Origin of the sequence: Flavobacterium sp. DSR2-3-3, assembly GCF_049896585.1 — a bacterium.
Lineage (GTDB): Bacteria > Bacteroidota > Bacteroidia > Flavobacteriales > Flavobacteriaceae > Flavobacterium.
On record NZ_JAFCUP010000002.1, the window covers coordinates 18,810 to 42,575 of the forward strand.

The 23,766-nt window shown below is 31.3% G+C and carries 17 protein-coding genes and 2 pseudogenes; 6 read left to right on the top strand and 13 right to left on the bottom strand.

Going from position 1 to position 23,766, the window contains the following annotated elements:
- Positions 1–29: 29 nt before the first annotated feature.
- Positions 30–1,454: pseudogene (locus ACP7AQ_RS02805) on the top strand (YifB family Mg chelatase-like AAA ATPase); the annotation flags it as partial.
- A gap of 819 nt (positions 1,455–2,273) precedes the next feature.
- Positions 2,274–3,623: a hypothetical protein gene (locus ACP7AQ_RS02810; protein ID WP_426094314.1), complete on the top strand. Its 1,350-nt coding sequence runs from the start codon at positions 2,274–2,276 to the stop codon at positions 3,621–3,623.
- A gap of 582 nt (positions 3,624–4,205) precedes the next feature.
- Here ACP7AQ_RS02810 and ACP7AQ_RS02815 read toward each other — a convergent pair.
- The 3 genes from ACP7AQ_RS02815 to ACP7AQ_RS02825 form a co-directional block, all read right to left on the bottom strand.
- Positions 4,206–4,961 (bottom strand): hypothetical protein, encoded by a 756-nt coding sequence (locus tag ACP7AQ_RS02815; protein WP_426094315.1) that lies wholly within the window; start codon positions 4,959–4,961, stop codon positions 4,206–4,208.
- A 450-nt stretch (positions 4,962–5,411) separates the two neighbouring features.
- A complete protein-coding gene (locus tag ACP7AQ_RS02820; protein WP_426094316.1) occupies positions 5,412–5,789 on the bottom strand; it encodes a hypothetical protein in 378 nt (125 codons plus the stop codon).
- Between the two features lie 140 nt (positions 5,790–5,929).
- Positions 5,930–7,264 (bottom strand): hypothetical protein, encoded by a 1,335-nt coding sequence (locus tag ACP7AQ_RS02825; RefSeq protein ID WP_426094317.1) that lies wholly within the window; start codon positions 7,262–7,264, stop codon positions 5,930–5,932.
- A gap of 359 nt (positions 7,265–7,623) precedes the next feature.
- Here ACP7AQ_RS02825 and ACP7AQ_RS02830 point away from each other — a divergent pair, with 359 nt between their 5' ends.
- Positions 7,624–8,211: a recombinase family protein gene (locus tag ACP7AQ_RS02830; RefSeq protein ID WP_426094318.1), complete on the top strand. Its 588-nt coding sequence runs from the start codon at positions 7,624–7,626 to the stop codon at positions 8,209–8,211.
- Between the two features lie 117 nt (positions 8,212–8,328).
- On the opposite strand, the gene ACP7AQ_RS02835 is transcribed toward ACP7AQ_RS02830, so the two are convergent.
- Both ACP7AQ_RS02835 and ACP7AQ_RS02840 read right to left on the bottom strand, forming a co-directional pair.
- A complete protein-coding gene (locus ACP7AQ_RS02835; RefSeq protein ID WP_426094319.1) occupies positions 8,329–8,727 on the bottom strand; it encodes a hypothetical protein in 399 nt (132 codons plus the stop codon).
- An 88-nt stretch (positions 8,728–8,815) separates the two neighbouring features.
- A complete protein-coding gene (locus ACP7AQ_RS02840) occupies positions 8,816–9,346 on the bottom strand; it encodes a hypothetical protein (protein WP_426094320.1) in 531 nt (176 codons plus the stop codon).
- A 127-nt stretch (positions 9,347–9,473) separates the two neighbouring features.
- Between ACP7AQ_RS02840 and ACP7AQ_RS02845 the strand changes: the two genes are divergently transcribed.
- Positions 9,474–9,725, top strand: a complete 252-nt coding sequence (locus ACP7AQ_RS02845; RefSeq protein WP_426094321.1) for a helix-turn-helix domain-containing protein — start codon at positions 9,474–9,476, stop codon at positions 9,723–9,725.
- 161 nt (positions 9,726–9,886) lie between these two features.
- Here ACP7AQ_RS02845 and ACP7AQ_RS02850 read toward each other — a convergent pair whose 3' ends face one another.
- Entirely contained in the window at positions 9,887–11,380 is a 1,494-nt protein-coding gene (locus ACP7AQ_RS02850) for a recombinase family protein (RefSeq protein ID WP_426094322.1), read from the bottom strand.
- Between the two features lie 57 nt (positions 11,381–11,437).
- Between ACP7AQ_RS02850 and ACP7AQ_RS02855 the strand changes: the two are divergent.
- Positions 11,438–11,554, top strand: a pseudogene (locus tag ACP7AQ_RS02855) (ATP-binding protein); the annotation flags it as partial.
- A gap of 152 nt (positions 11,555–11,706) precedes the next feature.
- Positions 11,707–12,492: a pseudouridine synthase gene (locus ACP7AQ_RS02860; protein ID WP_426063339.1), complete on the top strand. Its 786-nt coding sequence runs from the start codon at positions 11,707–11,709 to the stop codon at positions 12,490–12,492.
- A 421-nt stretch (positions 12,493–12,913) separates the two neighbouring features.
- Here ACP7AQ_RS02860 and ACP7AQ_RS02865 read toward each other — a convergent pair whose 3' ends face one another.
- From ACP7AQ_RS02865 to ACP7AQ_RS02895, 7 genes are all read right to left on the bottom strand, one after another.
- The gene (locus tag ACP7AQ_RS02865) at positions 12,914–13,924 is read right to left on the bottom strand and encodes an alpha/beta hydrolase (protein WP_426094323.1); all 1,011 of its coding nucleotides are present in this window, start codon (positions 13,922–13,924) and stop codon (positions 12,914–12,916) included.
- 367 nt (positions 13,925–14,291) lie between these two features.
- Positions 14,292–15,581 (bottom strand): DEAD/DEAH box helicase, encoded by a 1,290-nt coding sequence (locus ACP7AQ_RS02870; protein ID WP_426094324.1) that lies wholly within the window; start codon positions 15,579–15,581, stop codon positions 14,292–14,294.
- A gap of 167 nt (positions 15,582–15,748) precedes the next feature.
- On the bottom strand, positions 15,749–16,609 hold the full coding sequence (gene ypfJ / locus ACP7AQ_RS02875; RefSeq protein ID WP_426063336.1) for a KPN_02809 family neutral zinc metallopeptidase: 861 nt from the start codon (positions 16,607–16,609) through the stop codon (positions 15,749–15,751).
- 82 nt (positions 16,610–16,691) lie between these two features.
- Positions 16,692–20,630, bottom strand: coding sequence for a PAS domain S-box protein (locus ACP7AQ_RS02880; protein ID WP_426094325.1), 3,939 nt, complete (start codon positions 20,628–20,630; stop codon positions 16,692–16,694).
- 211 nt (positions 20,631–20,841) lie between these two features.
- Positions 20,842–21,624: a hypothetical protein gene (locus tag ACP7AQ_RS02885; protein WP_426094326.1), complete on the bottom strand. Its 783-nt coding sequence runs from the start codon at positions 21,622–21,624 to the stop codon at positions 20,842–20,844.
- A 20-nt stretch (positions 21,625–21,644) separates the two neighbouring features.
- Complete coding sequence (locus ACP7AQ_RS02890; RefSeq protein ID WP_426094327.1) at positions 21,645–22,382, bottom strand: nitroreductase family protein; 738 nt, start codon at positions 22,380–22,382, stop codon at positions 21,645–21,647.
- On the bottom strand, positions 22,373–23,701 hold the full coding sequence (locus tag ACP7AQ_RS02895; RefSeq protein WP_426094328.1) for an aldehyde dehydrogenase: 1,329 nt from the start codon (positions 23,699–23,701) through the stop codon (positions 22,373–22,375). Before ACP7AQ_RS02895 ends, ACP7AQ_RS02890 begins: the two co-directional genes overlap by 10 nt.
- Positions 23,702–23,766: the final 65 nt, after the last annotated feature.

Here is a 23,766-nt window from a genome sequence, read left to right on the forward strand (position 1 = left end):
TTTCTAATTTTAGAATTAAATAAGGACACATGTTAGTAAAAGTTTTTGGAAGTGCAGTTTTTGGAGTCGAAGCCACAACGATTACTGTTGAAGTAAATATTGACAAAGGGATTGGATATCATTTAGTTGGCTTGCCAGACAATGCTATCAAGGAAAGTAGTTACCGTATTGCGGCAGCGCTCAAAAATAATGGCTACGCGATGCCCGGCAAAAAAATTACTATCAATATGGCTCCGGCCGATTTGCGCAAAGAAGGTTCTGCCTATGACTTGACTTTAGCCATTGGAATTTTGGTAGCCTCGGGACAAATTAATGTGGAAGATGTTGATAAATATATTATTATGGGGGAACTTTCCCTTGATGGAAGTCTTCAACCGATACGAGGTGCTTTGCCAATTGCCATAAAAGCCAAAGAAGAAGGTTTTAAAGGTTTTTTTCTTCCGAAGCAAAATGTGAAAGAAGCCGCAATTGTTGCCGGATTGGATGTTTATGGAATTGAAAATGTGCAGGAAGTAATTGATTTCCTGGAAGGAAAAGGCACTCTGGAACCAACAACAATAGATACGAGAGCAGAATTTTATAAAACCTTAGATTTTCCCGAATTTGATTTTTCTGATGTGAAAGGACAAGAAAGCATCAAACGTTGCATGGAAATTGCCGCAGCCGGAGGACATAATATTATTTTAATTGGCCCGCCGGGAGCAGGAAAAACGATGTTAGCCAAACGATTACCCAGTATTTTGCCGCCCATGACGTTGCGTGAAGCTTTAGAAACTACTAAAATTCATAGTGTGGCAGGAAAATTAAAGGAAGTCGGTCTAATGAATCAAAGACCGTTTAGAAGTCCTCATCATACCATTTCAAATGTGGCACTTGTAGGAGGAGGAAGTTATCCACAGCCTGGCGAAATTTCTATGGCGCATAATGGTGTTTTGTTTCTGGATGAGTTGCCGGAATTTAAGAGAGATGTTTTGGAAGTGATGCGTCAACCATTAGAAGATAGAGAAGTGACTATTTCCAGAGCTAAGTTTACGGTTACTTATCCGTCTTCGTTTATGTTGGTGGCTAGTATGAATCCGAGCCCTAGTGGTTTCTTCAACGATCCGGATTCTCCACAAACTTCTTCGCCACATGAAATGCAACGGTATTTGAGTAAAATATCAGGACCATTATTAGACCGAATTGATATTCACATCGAAGTAACGCCAGTTCCTTTCGAAAAATTATCGGATGACCAAAAAGCAGAAAGCAGTGTTGATATTCGCAAAAGAGTGACTGCGGCTCGTGAAATTCAAACCGAACGCTTTGAGCAAATGGAAAATATCCATTATAATGCCCAAATGAATACCAAACATATTCGGGAATATTGTGCCTTGGACGATGTTTCGAAGCAATTATTGAAAACTGCCATGGAACGATTGAATCTTTCGGCTCGGGCGTACGACCGTATTTTGAATAACAAACTTTGTTACATATAGCATAAAATTAAATTTCACTTTAACTGTTTTTAAACGAGAGTATTTCTTTAATTAACTAAATTATTAAATAGATTAAATAACTGCTTAGAACCATTGTAAGGTTACTTTTAAAGATGTTTATTGTAAGCGGCACAATGTAATATAACTCTTAACTCTTCTATAAATCAAAACTTTAGTGCTAGGTAGTATGTATAACATAGTACAAAGCACTAAAGAAATGACTTATTTTGAACCGTAATCATTTAACATGGTTTTTAAGGCGGATAAAATTAAAACAATGTAAATGTATTAAAACGAATAAAGACTCGCTTGAAGGCGCTGTATAACTGTTAAAACTCATTAAATAAACAAATGTAAAGACAATAGAATATCATTCATAATGTAATTCTGAACTTCTTAAAACTTTATTGTTGGTTGATATGTTTGTCTCGTTGTGAAAAATATTCCAAAATTTAAGAACTATTATTTTGACTGTAAATTATCTAATGAAAATTAATCAAATAGCTTAAAATTAAATTGAAAGTTGTTAAAAATTATATGTATAATTTAATATATATTTACAGATATATAAACTTGAAATAATGTCAAAAAAATACACCTTAAAAATCGTTAAAATACGGTTTAAACTCAATTAAAGTAAGGGTTTGTGTTGTTTTTTGTCATTCAATAAGTATGATACATAATGATATATAATAATTTTTTTTAATATATTTTAAGTATTAATGGTTTTGTTATGAATGTTTATTTGAGTTTGTTTGAATAAAATTAAAAAATGAAAAAGTGTCGATTAAAATAATGAAAAAAGAAGTGCCAGAAAACCAAAGTAGCGCAATTCATAATGGAATATTAGATGAATTTAAAGAATTCGAACAATCGATAAAACTTTTTAGAGACATTAGAACAATTGTTATTCCGAAACATACGGAAGAACAGTTAAGGATGAAGCGATTTGAAAAAGAACTTCTAAATGTGCATAAAGATAAAAACTTAGCCATAGAGTATTGTCTAGTATTTTTATCAAATTTTGCACATATTCATTTTGATTACAATAATCAAGATAAATGGAAGCCATTATATAGTAAGATATTGTTGGAACAAATTCCTGGGTCAGATGCTAGATATAAAAAAGTTATTGAATTTCTCTTAAAGAATATCTTCTCATCAAGTCCCATGATTGAGGTTAAAAAAAATAAAAAAGGAACACCAAGTTATGAAGTTGGTATTAATTCGATTCAATATAGACTTTCTAATAAATTTTCAAACAATGGCTTTATAAAATACACGATAACAAGCGATTCTCTTATAAAACAAAGATTAAAAGTGCAATATCGTAACATGAAAGATGTCACCACAAATCCAATTGCAAAAAATTTATTAACTGTTTACCCTAAAATAACTCTACCAACATCAGCGGAAATTTTCATCGAAGCCAAACAATTAAAAAAAAATAAATTTACGAATAACAAAGGTAAGAAGTTAACTATTTTAGGTCGAAGAAAGAAAAGTGAGTTAAAAGATTTTAGTAAGCGTTTTTCTTATGAAGACTGTTTAATGCATTTTAATTACTTAACGGTCAATGGTTTTTTGATTCCCACTATTTCAGGAAGACGAGCAGGAGGAAGAGTTTATGATTCCTTCAACTTGATGCCGTCATTCATTAGAAATCTCATTAAGATTGATAAAGAAAATGTAGTCAATATAGATTTGAAATGTCTACATCCAAATCTTTCCATGAAGTTATATAATGGAAGCAGTAAATACTTGACTCATCAGTTTATTGCAGATCAATTAAAACTTGATGTTAAGGAAGTAAAAATAGAACATTTGAGTTTTTTCAATATGAAAGAAAGTCAAATGAAATTAAGTCCATTGTTTGATTATTACACAAAGAATGAACCACAAATGTTAGAGAACCTTATAGAGGATAAAAATAAAAATACATTTAAAATAACTAGTGAAAAAATGTTTAATTTAGAAGTTAAAATAATGACAGAATCGATAAAAAGATTAAATGAAACAGATATTTACCCTTTATATGTATTTGATGCTTTACTAGTTAAATGTAGCGATCAAAATGAGACAGAATTAATTATGAATGATGTATTAAAAGAAATGGATATTTATACTATTGGAGTAAAGTCATAAAAGAGCATCGTTCGGAACAATGATAATTGAGAATGGAATTAGTCATAATAATTTTTACAAACTACTGAATGAATCAATAACCATATCTCTCTCATAAAGTACTCAGTTAAAAAACACGATTAATTACTTGATTAATAATAAAAACAGATTTCACCTGCAAAGAAGCGAACAAACCACTTGTTATAGATTGCTTAAATAATTGTAAATGGTTTATATTAACCGTATAAACAATTTTATGTAAAAATAATTAAAAAGGTATATTATATTGTTTATACATCAAGTCTTTATTGAACTATTAATGCTCTAAAAACAGATAGAACAAGTTTATATTTTATCAATTTTATAAAACTGTACGATATAATTTGAATTCAAAGCGTATCAGTTTTAAACATATATCCCAAATGCAGTACTTGTACCAATAAGTAAATTGCCCAAATCAATTGAGGCATGTGTCGTTATTTATAATGTTTTGTAGTTTTCATTACGCCTAAAGCGCTAATAAAATTTCGCTCATAGAATTTGTGGCGCCGAAACGAAGTGCATTCTCTGCTATCGACAACCAGCCATAAGGTTTATGCACTGTTAAAATAACCGTTCAATGAACTGTCTTAGATTTTGAAGTGAATCATCAATATTTTTAACTTCTTGTGCTAGCGACCTCAAGTTTGAACCAAATTCTGCCTCTACATATTGTTTTATAATTAGAGACTCTGAATCTATCAATGCAGTTGTCAGTTTTAAATTTTCATTTAGTCTCTCCTGCTTCATCGAAAGAATGATTGAAAGAAATATTATAAGTAGAAAAATCCCTATAATAAAAAAACAAGAGATTTCAATAATTCGGGCAATTATCGAGATTGGTTTTACGATTTCAATATCGGCAAAAGTGATTGTTTTAAGTGTGTAGTAAAAAAAATCAAAAGTCCTATAAGCACCTTGATAAATAAAATTTGAATCATCAACTCTATATAATTGTAGATTTAGAAAACTAAAAAATAAAATCGAATACATTAGAAACATAAAAGCTCCAAACATCCACGAAATCATATAAGCTTGCTTTCCTCTATGACCAATGATTCGCTCTTTTAATAAGTCAGCGCAGAAATTGAACATTAAAACTCTCCGAATTTGACTTTCCCTGCGAATGTCAATTTCAAGTTTTTCGTCTCCTTGATTGATGATAAATGATTTTAGTAAAAATGATGTAGACCTATCGTTTCGATTGATAATTTTCTTTATCGTTTCTTCTAACGAGTTTCCGAATATAGATGGAGGTTTAAACGCTTTACTAAGTAAAGCGAATAAATATTTAAAATAAAAATATGATATACTACACATTGTGAATACAATTGCGACTGGGCTTTTAAAAATAAGAAAAACAGCAATAGTACAAATAAAAAATATTAAATTGAATATTGATAATTTCAAATTGGTGAACCATGAAATTATAGAATTAATATAATTTCCAAACATATAGATTTTGCCAACAGATAGTATCGACTTAGGGATGAACCAAAAAATCAACAGAATTGGGTACAGAAAAAATGTAATAATGTAATACCATTTATTGAATAGAAAAAATAAAAGTAATAATACAATGTAAACTATTGGTGCATAAGAATAGTATTTTTCAAATTGCGTATTAAGAAGTATAATTTCGTCTATTCGCAAAATGAAAATGCAGATTGCTACCAGCCAAAATGAAACAAAGAAAAAATGTTTCAATGCAAAATTTAGATTCATTTGACGATCTAAATTGATATTTAAAAATGTTGACATCAGAAATAATTATTTATAATCGTAATAATTCTTGTCGTTACTCCAAAACTTTATGCATTCTCTAATTTGTATAGCTTCAAATACCGCATCATTTTTTAATTTTTGCCATTTTCCGAAACCTAAATTTTCAGCTAATTTATAAAAACCATCACCTTCATAATTATCACCAGCTCTTAAAACTAATGCACTAAGTAAAGGTCTTTCATAGTTTTCAAATTCATATACTGAAATGTCTCCAAGAATTTCACCTAGCATTTTTCTATCATAGGGGTTTTCTCGCATATTAAAATTTAAACCGCAATCATCGGAAAGTTTTTGATAAGTTACTGTTTGATTAACTTTTTGTCTTGCCAACTCAATTAAATAATTTCTAACTTTTATATTCATATTATTCAGTTTTAATTTTCTACGAGATTGTCGCATGCTACCAACATTCCTGTACTATAACCATTATTCGGTTTTTACAAATCATTCCAAATAAACCAACTTCCCATTAAGTCTATTGCCCAAATCCGTTGTAGTAGCTGTTATGCATCCTTTTTCCAATTCATATAGAATTTAAAAATCAAATCAGTTAAATATATTTTACCTTCATCAACATATAAAACTGGTCTCGAGCTGTTTTTCGAAAGGCTAGTGTTAATGTTTTGTACGGCATCTTTTATTTGAGTTCTAAATGAATTTTTAAATGATGTCTCGTCAACGTAAGTCTCGTTCTTTATGAATTTTTGTACAGTTTCGGGATCAATATTTTGCCACGACCATTTGAATATATCTGTGTAATGTACACCTTTTTCTAAATCTTCTATGCCATGACTTTTTAAGACTTTTAAAATTTCTTCGTATTGATTAAAAGCCTTATTTTCTTGCTGTTTTCGAACTCCTGCATTGATTATCCCATAAATATCTTTGTAATCATTATCTAGCTTGTCGGCAATTATTTTGCAAGTATTAAAAACCAGAACTTTTTCTTCTAACCTTTTAGTTTTAATCTGCGTAGACTCAACTCCATTTTCTAATAATAGTATTTTACAAATATACTGCACTAAAAAAGCATTGTTCATTGATGACTTTATAATTTCATTTATTACATCTTCTGATAGAAAGACATTTAATTTTGTTGTGCCTAGCTTAATTATTTCTTTGATTTCATTAATTGTAAGATAATCGAATACTAAATGTTCTAACCTTCCTGATAAATCAGGGTTATTTCGCAATGCGCGGTTTGGACTACTTGGAATTCCAATTAAAACAAATAAAATTTCATCATCTAAAAAATGTTTTAAATCTTCTGATAATGTTTTATTAAAATTAGTACTAACTAGATGATAATCTTCAAGTATGATTAAAGTGTTACTTTCTTTTAATTTGTTGCATAAGAAATTCACATCCACCTTAACTTTAGTTTTTTCTTCTGTGTAGAGGAAACTGTAGTTGATTTCATCAGAGTATGTTGAATTCACACCAGCAGTATCTTTTATACCTATTGTTGCAGAATCGGTATATGTTTTTTTATTCCCATTTGAATCGGTAGTGTGAATAATTTGACCCAAAGAAGTTTCTGATGCGATTTGATCGTAAAGTTGACTAATCGTGGATTCATTGTTACACCTGAACGTCACAATCTTTACACCATCTTTTTCAAGATGCTTTTTTCTATATACAGTTTTACCACTTTTAGAATAACCTAAAAAAAGGAGAGCGGCATCTTTTCCAGTGAAAAATTCTTCAATTCGTTTATTGAGTGAAATTCTTTCCACGAAGGTATGCAGAGGGACACCACTTATTTTAAATACTTCGGATGTTTTAAATGAGGGATTTTCAATGTTTTTTTTTCTAAATATTCTTGTAAATATATTCATAGGTTCTTGTCTGTTTTGTAAATAATAAATAACTCTCTATACCAGCTATAAGATGGCTCCAATCCATCTATTTAGTTTTGTGCCATAAAAGGCTTTAGTACTTATTTAGCTAATGTAAGATAAAAATATTACAAATCATTTAATAGACTTCCTGTTATATTATAAAAGCTTTATTTTTTTATTTAATAATCAATCAATCTATCAATTTTTAACTATACCTAAAAAGTAATACGATTTCTCATAAAGTCGAAACGTATTTATTATGGTTTTTACTGTATCAAAAGATATTACCCTAATAATGATACTATTTTGAAAGAAATGTATTACATTTATACTTTTAAAAGAAATCAAAATTAAATATGATAACAACAGCAAAATATATTAGAATCTCAACAAGCGGACAGAATGAAGCAAGACAGAAGGATTCTTCAATGATTGAGTACTTCGATATTGTATCAGGCATTGTTCCATTTACTGAACGACCACAAGCAAAGAGATTACTAGATGATGTTAGAAGCGGAGCGATTAAAACAATTGTTGTTCATTCTGTTGATAGGTTAGGACGTAACGCTTATGACATTCAAACCACGATGGAACTGTTAAATAAAGAAGATGTAAATCTAGTTATTGAGAATTTAGGTTTGCATTCAAGAATAGATGGAAAACCAAATCCAATTTTTAAAATGATATGTGACTTATTAGCAAACGTGTCACAAATTGAAAGAGAATCAATCAAAGAGCGTATAGCAGAAGGTATTGCAATTGCTAAGTTGCAAGGAAAGTACAAGGGAAGAATCAAAGGTATTACCGAATCAAATGACGATTTCTTAAGCAAATACAAAGCAGAAATAAAATTCATCAAAAACGAATCCTTGTCATTAAGTCAATTGAATAAAATGACTGACCTTTCAATCAATACAATCAGAAAGATTAAGACATTAATTTAAACAATAAATTCATTACCGCATGAATAATACCATGGAAAATGAAAGAGAAGTGAAGCACAAGACAATAAGAAAATAGACACCTTTTGAGTGTCTATTTTTTTTGCTTTAAATTTTCTTTTAAATTTTACTAAGATCAATAAAAGAAAATTTAGTGTCCGTTACCATACCACCGAATGAATTCTTTGCACGATATGTATATGATACATATACCATACTTCCATTATTTACTTGCTTTACATTATTTTCAATTTTCTTTGCCAACGTGTATTTGCTAGCACTATCTGCATCACCATATTTCTCATAATTTAATTTTCTCGTTTTTACTTCTTCTTTATTTTTTTCAAAAAGAATATTAACAACATCCGTTTTCTCTTGATTTAAACTAACTAAGACAAAGCTATCGGGGTCATTCAATTTATCTTTTACTGTCTTTTCTACAAATTTTTCTAACTTAGATTGTTGTGTGCAAGAAATCATGCTAAATAATAGTATAGCTCCTAATAGTACTTTTTTCATTGTTAATTTTATTTATTATTTAATTTTCAATTACATTATGACAAATAAGATGAGTATATTATACTCTTTGAATTTCTTATTAAGCTCTTTAGCTTTTGCTTAAATCTTTTACTAAATCACTTTTTTTAATTATATATAGAGGACTATATGTCATCATGTTAATTCTAATTTTGAATTCCTCTTTTGAAATATTATCGATAAAATTAACTTGGAATTTCCAATCAACGCCATCGGTATCTTCGGGTTGATACATCTTATTTACTGCGGCTTCAATTTCACTATAAGTCTTTGCTTGTTGTAACATGCCTTGACCAACAGATTTATTTGATGTTAGACTGCCTAATTTTGTTGCCCATCCTTCAGGAACTGGTACTTTACCAACTTCAATAATTGAAATATCAGTGAAGCCATATTTAATCAGTTTTTTAGGCATTCTTTCTGTTAATGCTTTTATTACTACTAGTGAAAATCCTTGTTGACTTATTTTTTGCAAATATTCTCCTTCGTGACTTTCTTTTACTTCTAATACTTTTTCGCCTATTGTTGGTGAGACCTGAGCAGTCATACTAAATGTCAATGCTAATAATAAAATTGTAATAATTTTTTTTGAATTTTTCATTCTTTTTAATTTGTTAATATTTAATGATTTAGATTTTAAGCAACTAAATGTTATGCATGTGGTTAAATTTACATGTTGACATTTATGTTTACTTATGGGATAAATATAACGAGTATTATTGACAACTATGTCAACAGAGTCAATAAAAATCGAATTTTACGTAAAACAATTCGGAATAAATTTAAAGAGAATTAGAGAATCGAAAAATATGACTCAATTCGATTTGGCTACTGCTATGAATGACTTGGGTTCTGAATCTCCTATTGAAAAAACAACTATTTCTAGAATTGAAAATGCAAGAACCAAAATAACCCTTACTACTGCCATAAAGTTATCTTTGGCACTTGAAGTAGATTTAAAAACGCTTTTTGATTTCTAATTAGAAAACGCAAGAATGGTAACGGATGTTTTATAAAGAAATCTCTATTATCTTTTTTATTAGATTCATTTGCGTCTGATAAATCAATTTTAATAACTTCATGTTTGTACTCGTCATTTAAAGTACTTTTTCAAAAATAGGTAGATTAAGATTTTACTATCTTAAGATAAAAAGTCGTCAACCATCATTTGTAAATTTTCATCATCAATAGGAATTCTTAATGGAAGTTCTTCATTAATATACCTTTCATTTAGAGGCTTTCTTGCTTCCCATCCAAGTTTTACGCTATTTGGTTTGTTTAGGTCATATTCTCGCCAACCAAATATATTTATTAAAACTCTTTCTTTGTCAATAATGACGTGACTAATTATTTCTTGAATCTCTGCTTTAAATAATTCTAAGTCTTCGCTAAAATGTTTGATGTCTGTTTTTAAGGCATTTTCAGAAGCTTTAATGACTTTATCAAGTTTGACGTTAATATTGGAATATTCTTCGATTTCTGTAACTAGATTAACTTTAATTTGATTGTATTCTTCTTTAGGAATATCAGAATCGAGATAAAGGTCTCTTGCTTTTATTTGTCTTTTTTCCAGTTTTTCAATTTCCTTTTTATTTAAATCAATTTTTACTTTATGAGATGATATTTGTAATTTAAATGTTTCACGAACTTGTTCGTCTTTTGTTTTTAGTGCGTGTCTTTCAACTACTTTACGCACCATTCTAAATAACCAAGGTCTATTAATTGCATTTTTGCATTTTTCATCCTTGCATATAAAGGAATCAATTCTCCCTTGTGGAATCACTTTTTGATGCATAACATTACCACATGCACATTTGATTTTTCCACTAATGATGTTAGTATTTACATTCGTTCTACTTCCAAACTTACTTCTATTACTAATAGAATCATTTGCAATTTTCCACAATTCTTCCGAAACAATTGCTGGTACAGTAAGTTCTAATCCATTATATTTTCTTAATCCTTTATGGAAGCTATTTCTGATAATACCATTCAAAGTTCCAATTGCTATTTTTCTATCATATTCTGACTCAATCATTGTGGATACATTACGCATGCCAAGGCCTTTTGAAGCGAACTCAAATATTTTTTTAATCATTGGTGCTTGAATCTCATCAATGATTGGTGTGCCATCTTGTCCTTTCTTATAACCAATAATTTTTCCTCCAAATGCTAAATTTTTTCTTGCTCTTGACATTTTTCCAGAACTTATTCTTGATGACAGCAGTCGTGCTTCATTTGCTGCCATTACACCTAATAAAGAAATCATTATTTCGGAGGCAAATGAGCGATTACCTTTCTTATCAAGAGTAGATATATCTAAGTCGTCAATGTGAATATTAATTCCTTTTTCTATATATTTTTCAACAACATTTTGAATATCATTATTTTTTCTTCCTAGTCTAGATATTTCTAGAACTAAAATATTTTTAACATCTTCATTAAGTTTGAGGTATGTTTCCATTTGATTAAAACCTACTCTTTCATCAGTTTTGGTTTTTGAACCACTTATTTTATCCTCAAAAATTTGAACTAACGTTAATTTCTTTGTAGATGCGAATTTTTTAATGTCCTCATACTGTCTTTCTAAAGATTGGTCTTGTGTACTTACTCGGAGATACGCAACTGCTTTCATTTATCTTGAATTTTTCTGTAAATATAAAAAACATTAATGAACTATATGTTATTATTAGTTATTAAAGTAGCACGCACAATCGCTGACTTGGATGCCGCTCCAATAGTTGTTTCCAGTCATATTTCCGAAGCGATTCAGTACAGAAGTTTGGATCGTGATGGTTGGTTGGGCTAAAACAGATTTCAGATTTTTGATTAGCGATTTTTGATTGGAGATGATTAAGCTCTGCAAAATTGGGAATACGCTCGCGTTAGGGAAAAAGAAAAAGATAGAAATAAATAAGTCAAAAAAGAGATTTCGATAGGAATCTCTTTTATTTTTGCCAAATGCTAGAAATTCTTTACCAAGACGAATATATTATTGCAATTAATAAACCAAGTGGATTATTGGTCCACAAATCGTTTTACGCGCGCGATGCAAAAGTGTTTGCTATTCAAGAATTGAGAAATCAAATAGGAGGGCAACATGTTTATCCTATTCATCGGTTAGATCGCAAAACATCTGGTGTCTTGTTATTTGCGTTGGATAAGGAGATTTTAAAAATTATGAATGATCGTTTTGCCACACGCGAAGTCGAAAAAAAGTATTTAGCAATTTTACGTGGTTGGTCACCCGAAGATCTAACGATTGATTATGATTTAACCAATGATGATGGCATTATACAAAATGCAATAACTTACTTTCATCGATTGCAAACTACCGAAATTGAGTTAGAATTTAACAATAAACCTACTTCACGATATTGTTTGGTAGAAGCGATTCCTGAAACTGGACGTATGCATCAATTACGAAAACATTTTAAACATATTTTTCATCCTATTTTAGGAAGTCGTCCACATGGTTGTAACAAACAAAATAAATTATGGTTGGAGAATTTTGAACTGAAAGGAATGATGCTTCATGCCCATCAATTAATTTTTAATCATCCTATAACTAATGAACAACTGATCTTGAATGCAAAGATTAATGAAGAGTTTAGCCGAGTAGGTATTATTCTTAATCTAGATTTGAATAAGTATGAAATCGCCATGACAGAAGCTGTCGCAAACACCAATGAAGATCTGGCGATACCATATTCCTATAAAAAACAAATATTATCTACATATAAATAGAATACTAATTTGTAAAGTAATGCTTTAAATTATTGTTGCATTTGGAAACAACAGTTTTCAGTATAAAGAGGAGCCGATTTCAGATTTTTTATTGACGATTTTTGATTTTAAATGTTAATTACAACGTTCCACAAAGTCTCCGATTTTGAGGAAGTGACTTTCGGTTTTCAACCGATTTTATTTTTAAAATATTTGAATTTAAAGGTCAGCCGGAGACTGAAAAATACGTACTCAAAGTCGGAGACTTTGCGTAGTGGGGAGACAAAATTAAGCTAATTATTGAGATTCGCCACCCGAGCGACAGCGAACAGGCGAAGCAAATCATCCCAAATACAAAACTAACTTTCTACAAAGTCTATTTCCCGACTAATGCTGTGAAGCTATTGGCTGCTGCCTTTCTTATTGGTGATTTATTTGTAATTCAATTTTTATTTTTATGATTGATTTCTTTCGCTATTTCACTATATAATTCAGTTCTATCTCTTTCATTAAATGGACCTGGCATGCAATGAAGCATTCCTTTCATTTCTTTATGAACTGTTGAAACTTTTGCTTCGCTTAATTTTTTTGCGTAATCCCGTCCTGTATCTCTTAAAGGATCAAATTCACAAGTTATCACAATAGCTGGCGCTAAATTTGACAAATTTTCTTCGTAGTACGGCATTGCTAAAGGATTTGTATAATCAGTCATATTTGGCAAATAACTTTCTACCCCAAAAAGCATTTCAGTTTCTTCTAAAAAATATCTATTCTTGAACTTTATATAAGCATCAGTTTTGTAAGGAATATAACTAACAGGACAATCTAAAAGTTGATATTTAATGTTTGTTAAATGTTCTTTTTTAGCTTTTATTGCTACTAATGCGGCCAAAGTCGCTCCAGCACTTTCGCCAGCTACAATTATTTGATTTGGATTTCCTTCCCATTTACTTATATTTTTTATTGTCCAAAGTAGTGTAGTATAACAATCATTGTTAGGTGTCGGAAAGGGGTGCTCTGGAGCAACTCTATAATCAACACCAACTACAATAGCGTTAAACGTGTGAGCCAAAAGTGTGGCATAAGTTACTGATACATTTGTCCACGGTAAAACAAATGCCCCACCATGAAAATAGACGATCACAGGGCTATTCTTAGGTAAATTTTTAGGTTTGAAGATAAAAACAGTTAGACTATCATTTGTGATTTTAAGAGTATCAATATTTAAACCTTCAGTATTTATAGGTACCGCATCTGTAAAATGACTACGTTGCTTTACTGTCATTTTTTTTAGTAAACCTATTTGTTTATCATTGTTACCTACCATTTTTAAGAATAAAGCTTGCCCCCAATCTATCCGCCCTTCGGGTTGGAATGTTAGAGAGTAGATGTAACCTACTATAATTACAGAAACAGCTAACAATAAAATTAATATGATTTTAAATTTTTTCATGATTTATATCTTATGAAATTGTATGCAAGTGATTAATATGTGTGCGTTTTGCAAGGCTGCCGCCAATTTGTATGTATAACAAAATCAAATAAAGCCACCCAATTTAGTGTAGATAGGAGTGACAAAGATTATATTATTTTATTCCAAATATATTCATTTTTTCTTACAAATTATCTGGCTATTGTAGATTTGTGGGATGAATTTACAAAACGATAGTATGAAAGTAAAAACGCTCTGAATAGCCCCGATAGAAATGAAAAACCTTCTTAGAGCTGGTGTTCAGCCCTAAGAAGGTTTGTAATGTATAGCGGGAAATACGTTCTAAAAAAACGAAAATATTCTGCTCCTAAAAAAGAATAAAAATTAATTATCTATTAGAACGTCTGTCATTATTTTGACTTGGACGCCTTGGACCAAAACTATTATTGGTGCTTCGGTTTGTAGTATCTGTTTTTGGTTTCTTAGGAGTGGAATCGCGTTGCTGTCTTCCTTGCCCTTGTTTGATTGGTTCTTTTGAAGCGTTAGGATCTGGCTCAAAACCTTTGATATTTTGAACCGGCAGTTTCAAGCCAACTAATTTTTCTATATCGCGCAAAAAGACCGTTTCGTCCGGACTGAATAACGAAATAGCTTCTCCATTGGCTCCGGCTCTTCCTGTACGACCAATTCGGTGAACGTAATCTTCAGGAATGTTAGGCAATTCAAAATTTACCACATGTGGTAATAACGGAATATCTAAACCTCGCGCGGCAATATCCGTAGCGACTAAAGCGGTCAGGCTTCCGTCTTTGAAACCTGCCAAGGCTTTGGTTCGTGCTCCCTGACCTTTATTTCCGTGAATAGCTGCTGCTTTGATTCCGGCACTAATCATGCTTTCCGTCAGCTTATTGGCGCCTTGTTTGGTGCGGGTAAAAACCAAAATTTGTTTCCAGTTCCCTTCTGTAATCAATTTAATTATTAATTCGGTTTTTTTCTCTTTTGCAACAGGATAAACTATTTGAGTAATAGCATCCACGGTTGTGTTTTCCGGGGTAGCCTCTACATGAACGGGATTGTGCAAAATGCCCATTGCCAATTTCTTGATGTCTTTTGAGAAGGTTGCCGAAAACATCAGGTTTTGCCTTTTTACAGGTAATACTTTTATAATACGCTCAATGTCTCGCACAAAGCCCATGTCCAGCATGCGGTCTGCTTCATCTAAAACTAAAATTTCAACTTTGGCAAGCGATATTAAACCTTGGTTTTGCAAATCGATTAACCGACCTGGTGTGGCGACTAAAATATCGACACCCTGACGCAGTTGGGTAACTTGTGGATTCTGGTTTACACCTCCAAAAATAACGGTGCTTTTTATGTCTAAAAATTCACTGTATTCTTTGATATTGGCCAATATTTGTGCTGCTAATTCTCTGGTTGGAGTTAATATTAAAGCACGAATGGGTCTTTGTCTTAAATGCTGACCCTGCGATAAGATTTGCAATATGGGTAACGTGAAACCGGCCGTTTTTCCTGTTCCAGTTTGCGCGGATGCTAAAACATCTTTGCCTTCTAATATTGGGGGAATTGCTTTTTGTTGTATTGGTGAAGGAGTTGTATATCCTTTTTTGCTGATGGCTTTAAGTAAAGCATCAGATAAGCCTAATGAGTTAAATGACATAAATTGTGTTTATGAAGCAAACACATTTATTTAGTTTACTTCTTTAATTTGGCGCGAAGGTACTGTTAATTTTTCCGATGTGCTTTTGATTGGTTGAATTTGTTTAAACTGGATAAAAAAAAAATCGGGAATACATCCCGATTTTTAAATTCTAATTGATTTTTCAATTATCTTATTTCTGCAAAAGTATCGCCTTGAGTGATATCTCCGGATTTATAGCCTTTCATAAACCAAGCTTTTCGTTGTGCAGAAGTTCCGTGTGTAAAGGATTCCGGAACAATATGTCCTTGAATTTTGGCCTGAATTGCATCATCACCAACTGCATGTGCCGCACTTAAAGCTTCATCAATATCGCCTTCCTCCAAGAAATTATTCATTTTTTGGTTGTAATGCGTCCAAACTCCAGCATAAAAATCAGCTTGCAGTTCTAAAGCCACTGATAATTTATTGGCTTCGGCAGTGCTTTTTCCTTCTTGCATTTGTCTCATTTTATTGGAAGTTCCCAACAGTGTTTGTACATGATGACCAATCTCGTGGGCAATTACATAAGCGGTGGCAAAATCACCTCCTTGCGCTCCAAATCTTGTTTTTAGCTCTTCAAAGAAAGCCAGGTCCATATACACTTTTTGATCACCAGGACAATAAAAAGGTCCCGAAGCAGAGGTAGCATTACCGCATGCAGTTTCTATAGCTTGATTGAACAGTAATAAGTTTGGTCTTTTATACTGCATGTTGTTTTCCTGAAATATTTTTCCCCAAACATCCTCTGTATCTACCAATATAGCTTCTATAAATTTGCCTTCTTCAATTTCGGCGGCTGTTAGGTCTCTTTGTTCAGTAGGAGCGCTGTTTCCTTGATGCATTTGTTCTAATATCGGCGTAAGCATTTGGGCGTTTTCACCACCAAAAACATTCAATAACAAGATAATAATCCCAATAATTCCTCCTCCAACAATTGTTTTTCCACCAGAGGACATTCCTCTTCGATCTTCAAAATTTTCACTTGAACGTCTGCCACTCCATTTCATACTTTATTATTTTAGTTGTTAATTATCTGTAATTTTATAAAATTACATTTTTTAGAGCGTTAAATAATCTTTTTTAAATACGTTAGTGTACCCACTTTAAAAATGTTTCTTCAATAATTCCTTTTATTATCGGCTTTGGAATATAATCATTCATTCCTGCCTTAAGACATTTTTCTTTTTCTTCTTTTTCCGTACCTGCAGTTATAGCAATAATAGGTACATTTTGTCCAGATTTTAAATTCCGTATGATTTCTGTTGCTTCATAGCCATTCATGATGGGCATTTGGATATCCATAAAAATAATATCTGGATGAATCGTTTCAAATTGTTCCACCGCCACTTTACCATTGGGAATTTCAAAAATTGTCACATTTGTAAATAAGTTTTTAATGATAGTTTTAAGTAATAACATGTTAACATTATTGTCCTCAACAAGCATTATTTTTATTTTTTTTGCGCTTTTATTTGGTTTGCCAACAATTTCATTGGTAATAACAGGAATTGTAATTTGCTTTACATCTTCTGATGGTTCATTGCTAATTTCTAAATCTAAATAAAAATAAAAGGCACTACCAAATTGAACTGTACTTTCTAATTGTAAGTGACTATTCATTAAACCTAATAATTGGTTAGAGATGGTGAGACCTAGTCCAGTTCCTCCAAATTTTCTTGTAGTTGAGTTATCTTCCTGAGAAAAGGCTTTAAAAATTTTCCTTTTGTTCTCCTCTTGTATTCCAATACCGGTATCAATAACAGAAAAAAGTATTTTAGCTATGGAATCATTTGTTTTTTCAGCAACTGAAACATTTAATTGTATGGAACCTTTTTCAGTAAATTTCACCGCGTTTGATAAAAGATTTAATAAAATTTGTTTTAAACGTACGCTGTCTGTCCAAATATATTTAGGTACATCTGACGCAATATTCAGTTTTAACGTCAAATTCTTTTGATTTGATTCATATAATATCAAATCAATAATTTGGCTCAAAATTTCGTGAACATCATTTTTTTCCAAATACAGTTCTAATTTTCCAGCTTCTATTTTAGAAAAATCAAGTATGTCATTTATAATATCCAATAATGATTTAGCTGACTGATTTATCGTAATCATGTATTTTTCTTGGGTTTTACCAAGATTTGTATTCATTAACAAATCAGTAAAACCGATAATTCCGTTTAATGGAGTTCTGATTTCGTGACTCATGTTTGCCAGAAATTCCGATTTCGCTTTGTTGGCCGCTTCAGCTAATTCCTTTTCCTGAACTACGTTTTCGGATTGTTTTCTCTCCGTAATATTAATGAAAATGCCTTCAAGAAAAGCAATTTTTCCGTCTTTGTAAATGGTATCTCCAAATTCCTCTACCCACACCGTGCGATTGTCTTTGTGAATTATTCGGTACGTCAAATGAATGGGGATTGTACTTTCTATTGCATTTTTTTGAGCATTAATTGTCCTTATTTTATCTTCCGGATGAATTAAATCAATGAATGACAAATGGTTATTTAGGAAATCTTCTTTTGGATAACCAGTAAGTTTTTCAACTTCATCATTGATGTAAATTTTAGTATTATTTTCATCATAATTGGATAAATAAACGGTTCCCGGAATGTTATTAGCTAATAATCTGAATTTTTCTTCGCTTTCATAAATAGCGGTTTCATTAGCAATACGCTCAATGGAAGAAGCAATATTACTCGCTAATGTTTGTAAAATATTCAATTCGTCTTCTGACCATTCTCTTTCATTTTGGGTGTCATCAAATCCTAAAAAGCCATGAAATTTGTTTTTAACGAAAATTGGAATAAGAATTATTGAAACCGCATCCACATTATTTAATTTGTTCCTAAGAGATGGATTTTCAATTTTTGGAACAATTGCTTTATAAATTTTGTTATTTAAAAGAGGTGTCAATAGCTCTTCAAAAAAATCATGAGGCAGATTTTGAAGGCTAATATTGTTAGGTGTTAATTTGATGTTATTGATCAGCCATCGGTATTTTTGGCTTATCAACCCAGTGTTCCCTTCATTTTCATAATAGTACGCTCTGTGAGATTCTGTCGCCTTTCCCATAATAATAAGGACATCCGAGAAAATATCGTTTATGTCATTACTATTCAAAAATTTCTCCGTGCAAAGTGCCAGTGCGGATAAAAGTTCACTCTTGTATTCTAATTTTTTTTCTGTTGTATAGCGACTGTGCGAAATCATGGTCAGCGATATAATATCCGAAATTGTTCGAGCAAAAATAATATCGTCGTTATCCCAATTTCTTTGTGTTCTTGTAGTTTCAAAGCTTATGGTTCCAGTTAATTCTCCATTGATAAAAATAGGAATATCAAGTTGTGATTTGATGTCAAATTTCAAGAAATAGTCATAAATGAATTCAGATATTTCCCATTTGTTAAAAACGTCTGGAGCACTTATTTGTGTTTTACTTTTTATTGAATTAAAATAAATTGGATATTTTTCTTTTTCTAAAACAGTACCTTTGCTGTACGAATTTGTGTCTAAATCATATAAGTTTTCGCATGTGATTATATTTTCGGTATATTTCCAGTAGCTTACGCGATTGCACCGAAAAACTTTTGCTGCAGATTCAATGATTTGCATCACGCTGACATCCAAATTTTTATCGTTACTAAAGTTGGTAGTTGCTAATTCTTTAATCGTTTGGTTGTATTGTTCTACTTTTTCCTGACGTATTTTATTTTCAGCTTCAATATCTTTAAATTTAGTGATATCTCGGGCAATCCCAGAATAGCCAACTACTTTTCCTAGATCATTTCTTCGGATTATCACTTTTTGTGAAACCCACAATTCTTCACCGTTCTTTTTTAATAAAGGGAACTCAATAGTTGGAAAATAATTTTCATGTTTTAATAAATTCTGATAAAAATCCATGATGCTTGTAATGTAATCTTGCCGAATAAATTCCGAATAATTTCGATTTATAATTTCGTCATTCTCGTAACCCAATGATTTGATGGTAAAGTCATTTACAAATATAAAAGTACCGTGATTATCAACTTCAAAAATGAGATCGATAGCATTTTCAATTAAATTTTTATACTGATTTTGGATTTGAATTTCATTAGTTACATCTTGCCCAATACCAATAATTAAGTTGTCCGAAAATTTTTTATGGTTCCATTGAATGTGTTTATAATCTCCATTTTGACATTTGAGTTTACGGATGAAGATCCTGTCATCCTTAAATTTAGTTTGGTAATCTTCACTTAAAAACGCTGTGTCTTCCGTGAATTTCCAATAGCCTAATCCCATAATTTCATCAACGGTATATCCTAAAATCGATTCTACATTTTCACTGCAAAATACAATTTCACCTTTTCTGTTTATAGCTAAAATCAGTGAATTCCCTTTGTTAATGATTTGATTGTTGAAACGAATTTCTTCAGTACTATTTAACCATAAAATGTAGTGCATGTAATTTATGATTAGAATTATTGAAGCACTAATTACTAGCGACAAAATTGTTTTTAATGGTACTAAATCGAAAATAAAAACAATGCCAAAATAAATAAAAACTGCCACAACAAATCCCCAATACAATTTAGCAGGTTTTATAACGCTGTAAGAAAAGAAAAAGGCTACTACATAAGCTACAATTGGTATATTGTCAGTAGGAGAAATAATTATATTTCGAGAAATAGAGCTAAAATAGACTAAATAAAATACAATAAAAATTTGTTTAATATTTCTAAAAACTATCGATGACTTAGTACTAACAAAATACAGAGCCATTAAAAATACCCCAATGGTGCAGTTTACTATCAATAAACTTTGTGGCCTTACTTTTAAAATTTCGTAAGTGATTTCTATGATAATAAGTATAATTCCTAGAAACAAAAGATAGATTTGATATTCTCGTTTTTGTGTAATTGCCTTATGGCTTCTTTCTAATAAATTACTTTTTAATCCGGTTTTTATTTTATGAATTTTGTAAATTAAAAAAATTATTAAAATAGGAATTATAACATAAAATAATTGTTTATTTATCATAGAATTAAATGTCCAAAATAAATTCAATTGTTTGGGCAAAATATTTAATTGGCTACAGTACAACACCATAGTAAAATTTTTATTAGGTTTGTGAAGAGTAGATTTGGGTTTCTGTCTTCTTTGGTTGTCAATGTAGGAAAAAAAATTAAATAAAAACCAAAACAAATTAGTATTTATGCCTTGGTTTTTATTCGTAAAGGAATTTTATTTTTTAGTTTTTTTCTTCAGATTCATCTTCAGCTTCAAAACCAATTATCTCACTGTATATGGCGTAGTGTAAGGAATAAATAAAAGGAAAAGTAAAAAAGATTCCAATACAGCAGCCTATAAAACCTACCAATGTTGCAATAGATCCAATAATAATTAATCCGAGTAAAACTAAAGGTTGTTTGGAAACTATAAGGATGCTGGTTTGTATAGCTTCTGCGGCTTTCAATTTTCCAAAAATGATAAGGGGAATCATTAGCATGGTGAATAACGACACTGTCACGGTATTAACGAAACCAAGTGCAGGTATTTGGGCGTAATTTATTATTGAGGAAATGATATAACTTGTAAGAGAAACGAGAAATGTTGCTACAAAAAGTTCCTTGAAATAAGGAGCTTTATAATACTCAAACATGGTTGAGACATGAAATTCTTCGTCTCTTTCTGCACAATATGCCATTTTTATCAGTCCTGCCGGAAATGGACTTAATAAACAGGAAATCAAGGCTGATGCTCCGGCAATGATTAAAAGAGTAATATTACTGATATTTTCCGATTGTAAATTTTCTGGTTTTAAAAAATCAACAACTGCGGGAGCTCCAAAAATTGCGATCAGTATTCCAAATGCCAAAAGACAAAGCAGAACAAAAAATACAAAAATGATTAAACCGCCATAAAGCGCAATTTTTTTGTAATTCTCGAAAGCGTGGTTGAAAACATTTCCAAAATCTAGGACGTAGCCATTCTTTTTTATTTCTTCAATACGGTATTGTGTAGCTTTATTCATTTGATTTGTAAATTGGTTGATTATATTTTAAAATAGGTTTCTTCAAAAGGGATTCGGAATCGTTTTCCATAAACACCATTTTCGTCTCGAATTCCACAGCCTAAAATCATATTGATTTCTGCGGAAGCGGGCAAATGTACTATTTTTTTAATTCTCAACGAATCAAAACCCTCCATTGGACACGTATCGTAATTTATGGCTGCCATGCTGATCATAAAATTCTGAGCTGCAAGTCCCGCACTTTTGTGGGCTACAATTCGCATGTCGCTTTGTCGAGCCTGTCGGTAAATAGGTTTGAAGATTCCAATGATTTGAAAAACAAGAAATTTTAGCATTCCGATAATTCCTAAAAAATCAAAATACAGTGTCGGAATAATTTTTTGGTAATAATTTAAAGCAAATTTTTCTCTTTTTGAATACGCTTCTTTCGGTTTTTCGCCATATAGATTTTTTAAAAAATCAATGTTCGATTGCACTCTTTTGGGCCACAAATCTTTCCTCGCTACAACAACAACCAATTGTTGTGCTGTTTTTGCAGCATTCTGGTCAAAACTGGCTTTGGCTATTTCTTGTATGATTTCCGGGGATACGATATGATAAAATTCCCAAAGCTGCATATTACTGCTTGTGGGTGCCAGAGTCGCTAATTGAATACATAGCTTTACTTTTTCTGCATCAATAGCTTCATTTTTAAAAATCCGAACGGAGCGTCTGTATTTTATGGCCTCGCTTACTGATTTTTCATTGGCTACAACCATTTTAGTACTTTTTGAATGGTTTTTAATTTGTCTTTATAAGGTGCATAACGAATAGGTAAATCAAGCCATAGTCCTCTTTTTACAATCGCTTTTTTATGCGAAAAAATATCAAAACTTAATTTTCCATGATATGCTCCCATTCCTGAGTTTCCAACTCCGCCAAAAGGCAGGCGATTGTTAGCCAAATGAATTACCGTATCATTGATGCAACCGCCACCAAAAGAATATTTTTGCAATACCTCATCGACAAACGATTTGTTTTGGGAAAATAAATAAAGCGATAGTGGTTTTTCGAAGCTTGAAATTATTTTGTCTATATCAGCTTTCGATTCATAAGAAAGTATAGGGAGTATTGGACCAAAAATTTCTTCTGTCATCACCAAACTATCCATTTTTGGTTCATCCAGTAAAGTAGGAGCAAGATATAACGAATCTCTGTTCGACTGTCCTCCAAAAAGTATTTTCTGATTTTCGAGTAAACTCAACTGACGATGCCAATTTTTTAGGTTGATGATTCTGGCAAAATCCGGAGATTCTTCAGGATTTGTGCCAAGTGCTTTTTCGATTTCCTGCATCAGTAATTTTACGAAAATAACTTTTATTTTATGGTGTACTAAAATATAATCAGGAGCCACACACGTTTGTCCAGCATTTATGATTTTCCCCCAAACAATGCGTCTGGCACTTAATTCTAAATTTGCCGTTTCGTCAACAATACAAGGACTTTTTCCGCCCAATTCCAATGTTACTGGCGTTAGGTTTTCGGCAGCTGCCTTCGCCACTATTTTTCCAACAGCGACACTTCCGGTAAAGAAAATATAATCCCAACGTTTGGACAATAAATTTGCCGCTATAGTGGCATCTCCCGTGATGACCACCACATCTTTGACAGCAAAAGTTTCGCTTATAATTTTCGCTATAATTTTCGAAGTATTTGGAGTCAGTTCAGATGGTTTTAAGGTTACTTTATTTCCAGCAGCGACAGCAGCAATAAGCGGACATAATGCCAATTGAAACGGATAGTTCCACGGAGAAAGAATCAAAACATTTCCGTATGGTTCACTATATATATAATCGGAGGAAGGGAAATTTAAAAATGAAGCCATAACTTTCTTTGGCTTAGCCCAAGAATCGATATTTTTTATGGTTTCTTTCAAATCAATAATCACATAATTAGTTTCTGTTAAAACAGCTTCAAAAGCAGGTTTTTTAAAATCATCGTACAAAGCCAAAATTATCGCTTGTTCATGTTGTGTGATGACGTGCAATAATTTTTTAAGGGATTCTTTTCGTGATTTTATATCGGTTTTGTAATTCATAAGATTATTTTAAATTAAAATTACATAATTATTATTTTATTGCAACTTTCTAACTAACGTAAAGA

Bases quoted from the DNA above. Each gene is read 5' to 3' on its own strand.
- ACP7AQ_RS02810 (WP_426094314.1), top strand. From the start codon at position 2,274: ATGAAAAAAGAAGTGCCAGAAAACCAAAGTAGCGCAATTCATAATGGA.
- ACP7AQ_RS02815 (WP_426094315.1), bottom strand. From the start codon at position 4,961: ATGTGTAGTATATCATATTTTTATTTTAAATATTTATTCGCTTTACTT.
- ACP7AQ_RS02820 (WP_426094316.1), bottom strand. From the start codon at position 5,789: ATGAATATAAAAGTTAGAAATTATTTAATTGAGTTGGCAAGACAAAAA.
- ACP7AQ_RS02825 (WP_426094317.1), bottom strand. From the start codon at position 7,264: ATGAATATATTTACAAGAATATTTAGAAAAAAAAACATTGAAAATCCC.
- ACP7AQ_RS02830 (WP_426094318.1), top strand. From the start codon at position 7,624: ATGATAACAACAGCAAAATATATTAGAATCTCAACAAGCGGACAGAAT.
- ACP7AQ_RS02835 (WP_426094319.1), bottom strand. From the start codon at position 8,727: ATGAAAAAAGTACTATTAGGAGCTATACTATTATTTAGCATGATTTCT.
- ACP7AQ_RS02840 (WP_426094320.1), bottom strand. From the start codon at position 9,346: ATGAAAAATTCAAAAAAAATTATTACAATTTTATTATTAGCATTGACA.
- ACP7AQ_RS02845 (WP_426094321.1), top strand. From the start codon at position 9,474: ATGTCAACAGAGTCAATAAAAATCGAATTTTACGTAAAACAATTCGGA.
- ACP7AQ_RS02850 (WP_426094322.1), bottom strand. From the start codon at position 11,380: ATGAAAGCAGTTGCGTATCTCCGAGTAAGTACACAAGACCAATCTTTA.
- ACP7AQ_RS02860 (WP_426063339.1), top strand. From the start codon at position 11,707: ATGCTAGAAATTCTTTACCAAGACGAATATATTATTGCAATTAATAAA.
- ACP7AQ_RS02865 (WP_426094323.1), bottom strand. From the start codon at position 13,924: ATGAAAAAATTTAAAATCATATTAATTTTATTGTTAGCTGTTTCTGTA.
- ACP7AQ_RS02870 (WP_426094324.1), bottom strand. From the start codon at position 15,581: ATGTCATTTAACTCATTAGGCTTATCTGATGCTTTACTTAAAGCCATC.
- ypfJ (WP_426063336.1), bottom strand. From the start codon at position 16,609: ATGAAATGGAGTGGCAGACGTTCAAGTGAAAATTTTGAAGATCGAAGA.
- ACP7AQ_RS02880 (WP_426094325.1), bottom strand. From the start codon at position 20,630: ATGATAAATAAACAATTATTTTATGTTATAATTCCTATTTTAATAATT.
- ACP7AQ_RS02885 (WP_426094326.1), bottom strand. From the start codon at position 21,624: ATGAATAAAGCTACACAATACCGTATTGAAGAAATAAAAAAGAATGGC.
- ACP7AQ_RS02890 (WP_426094327.1), bottom strand. From the start codon at position 22,382: ATGGTTGTAGCCAATGAAAAATCAGTAAGCGAGGCCATAAAATACAGA.
- ACP7AQ_RS02895 (WP_426094328.1), bottom strand. From the start codon at position 23,701: ATGAATTACAAAACCGATATAAAATCACGAAAAGAATCCCTTAAAAAA.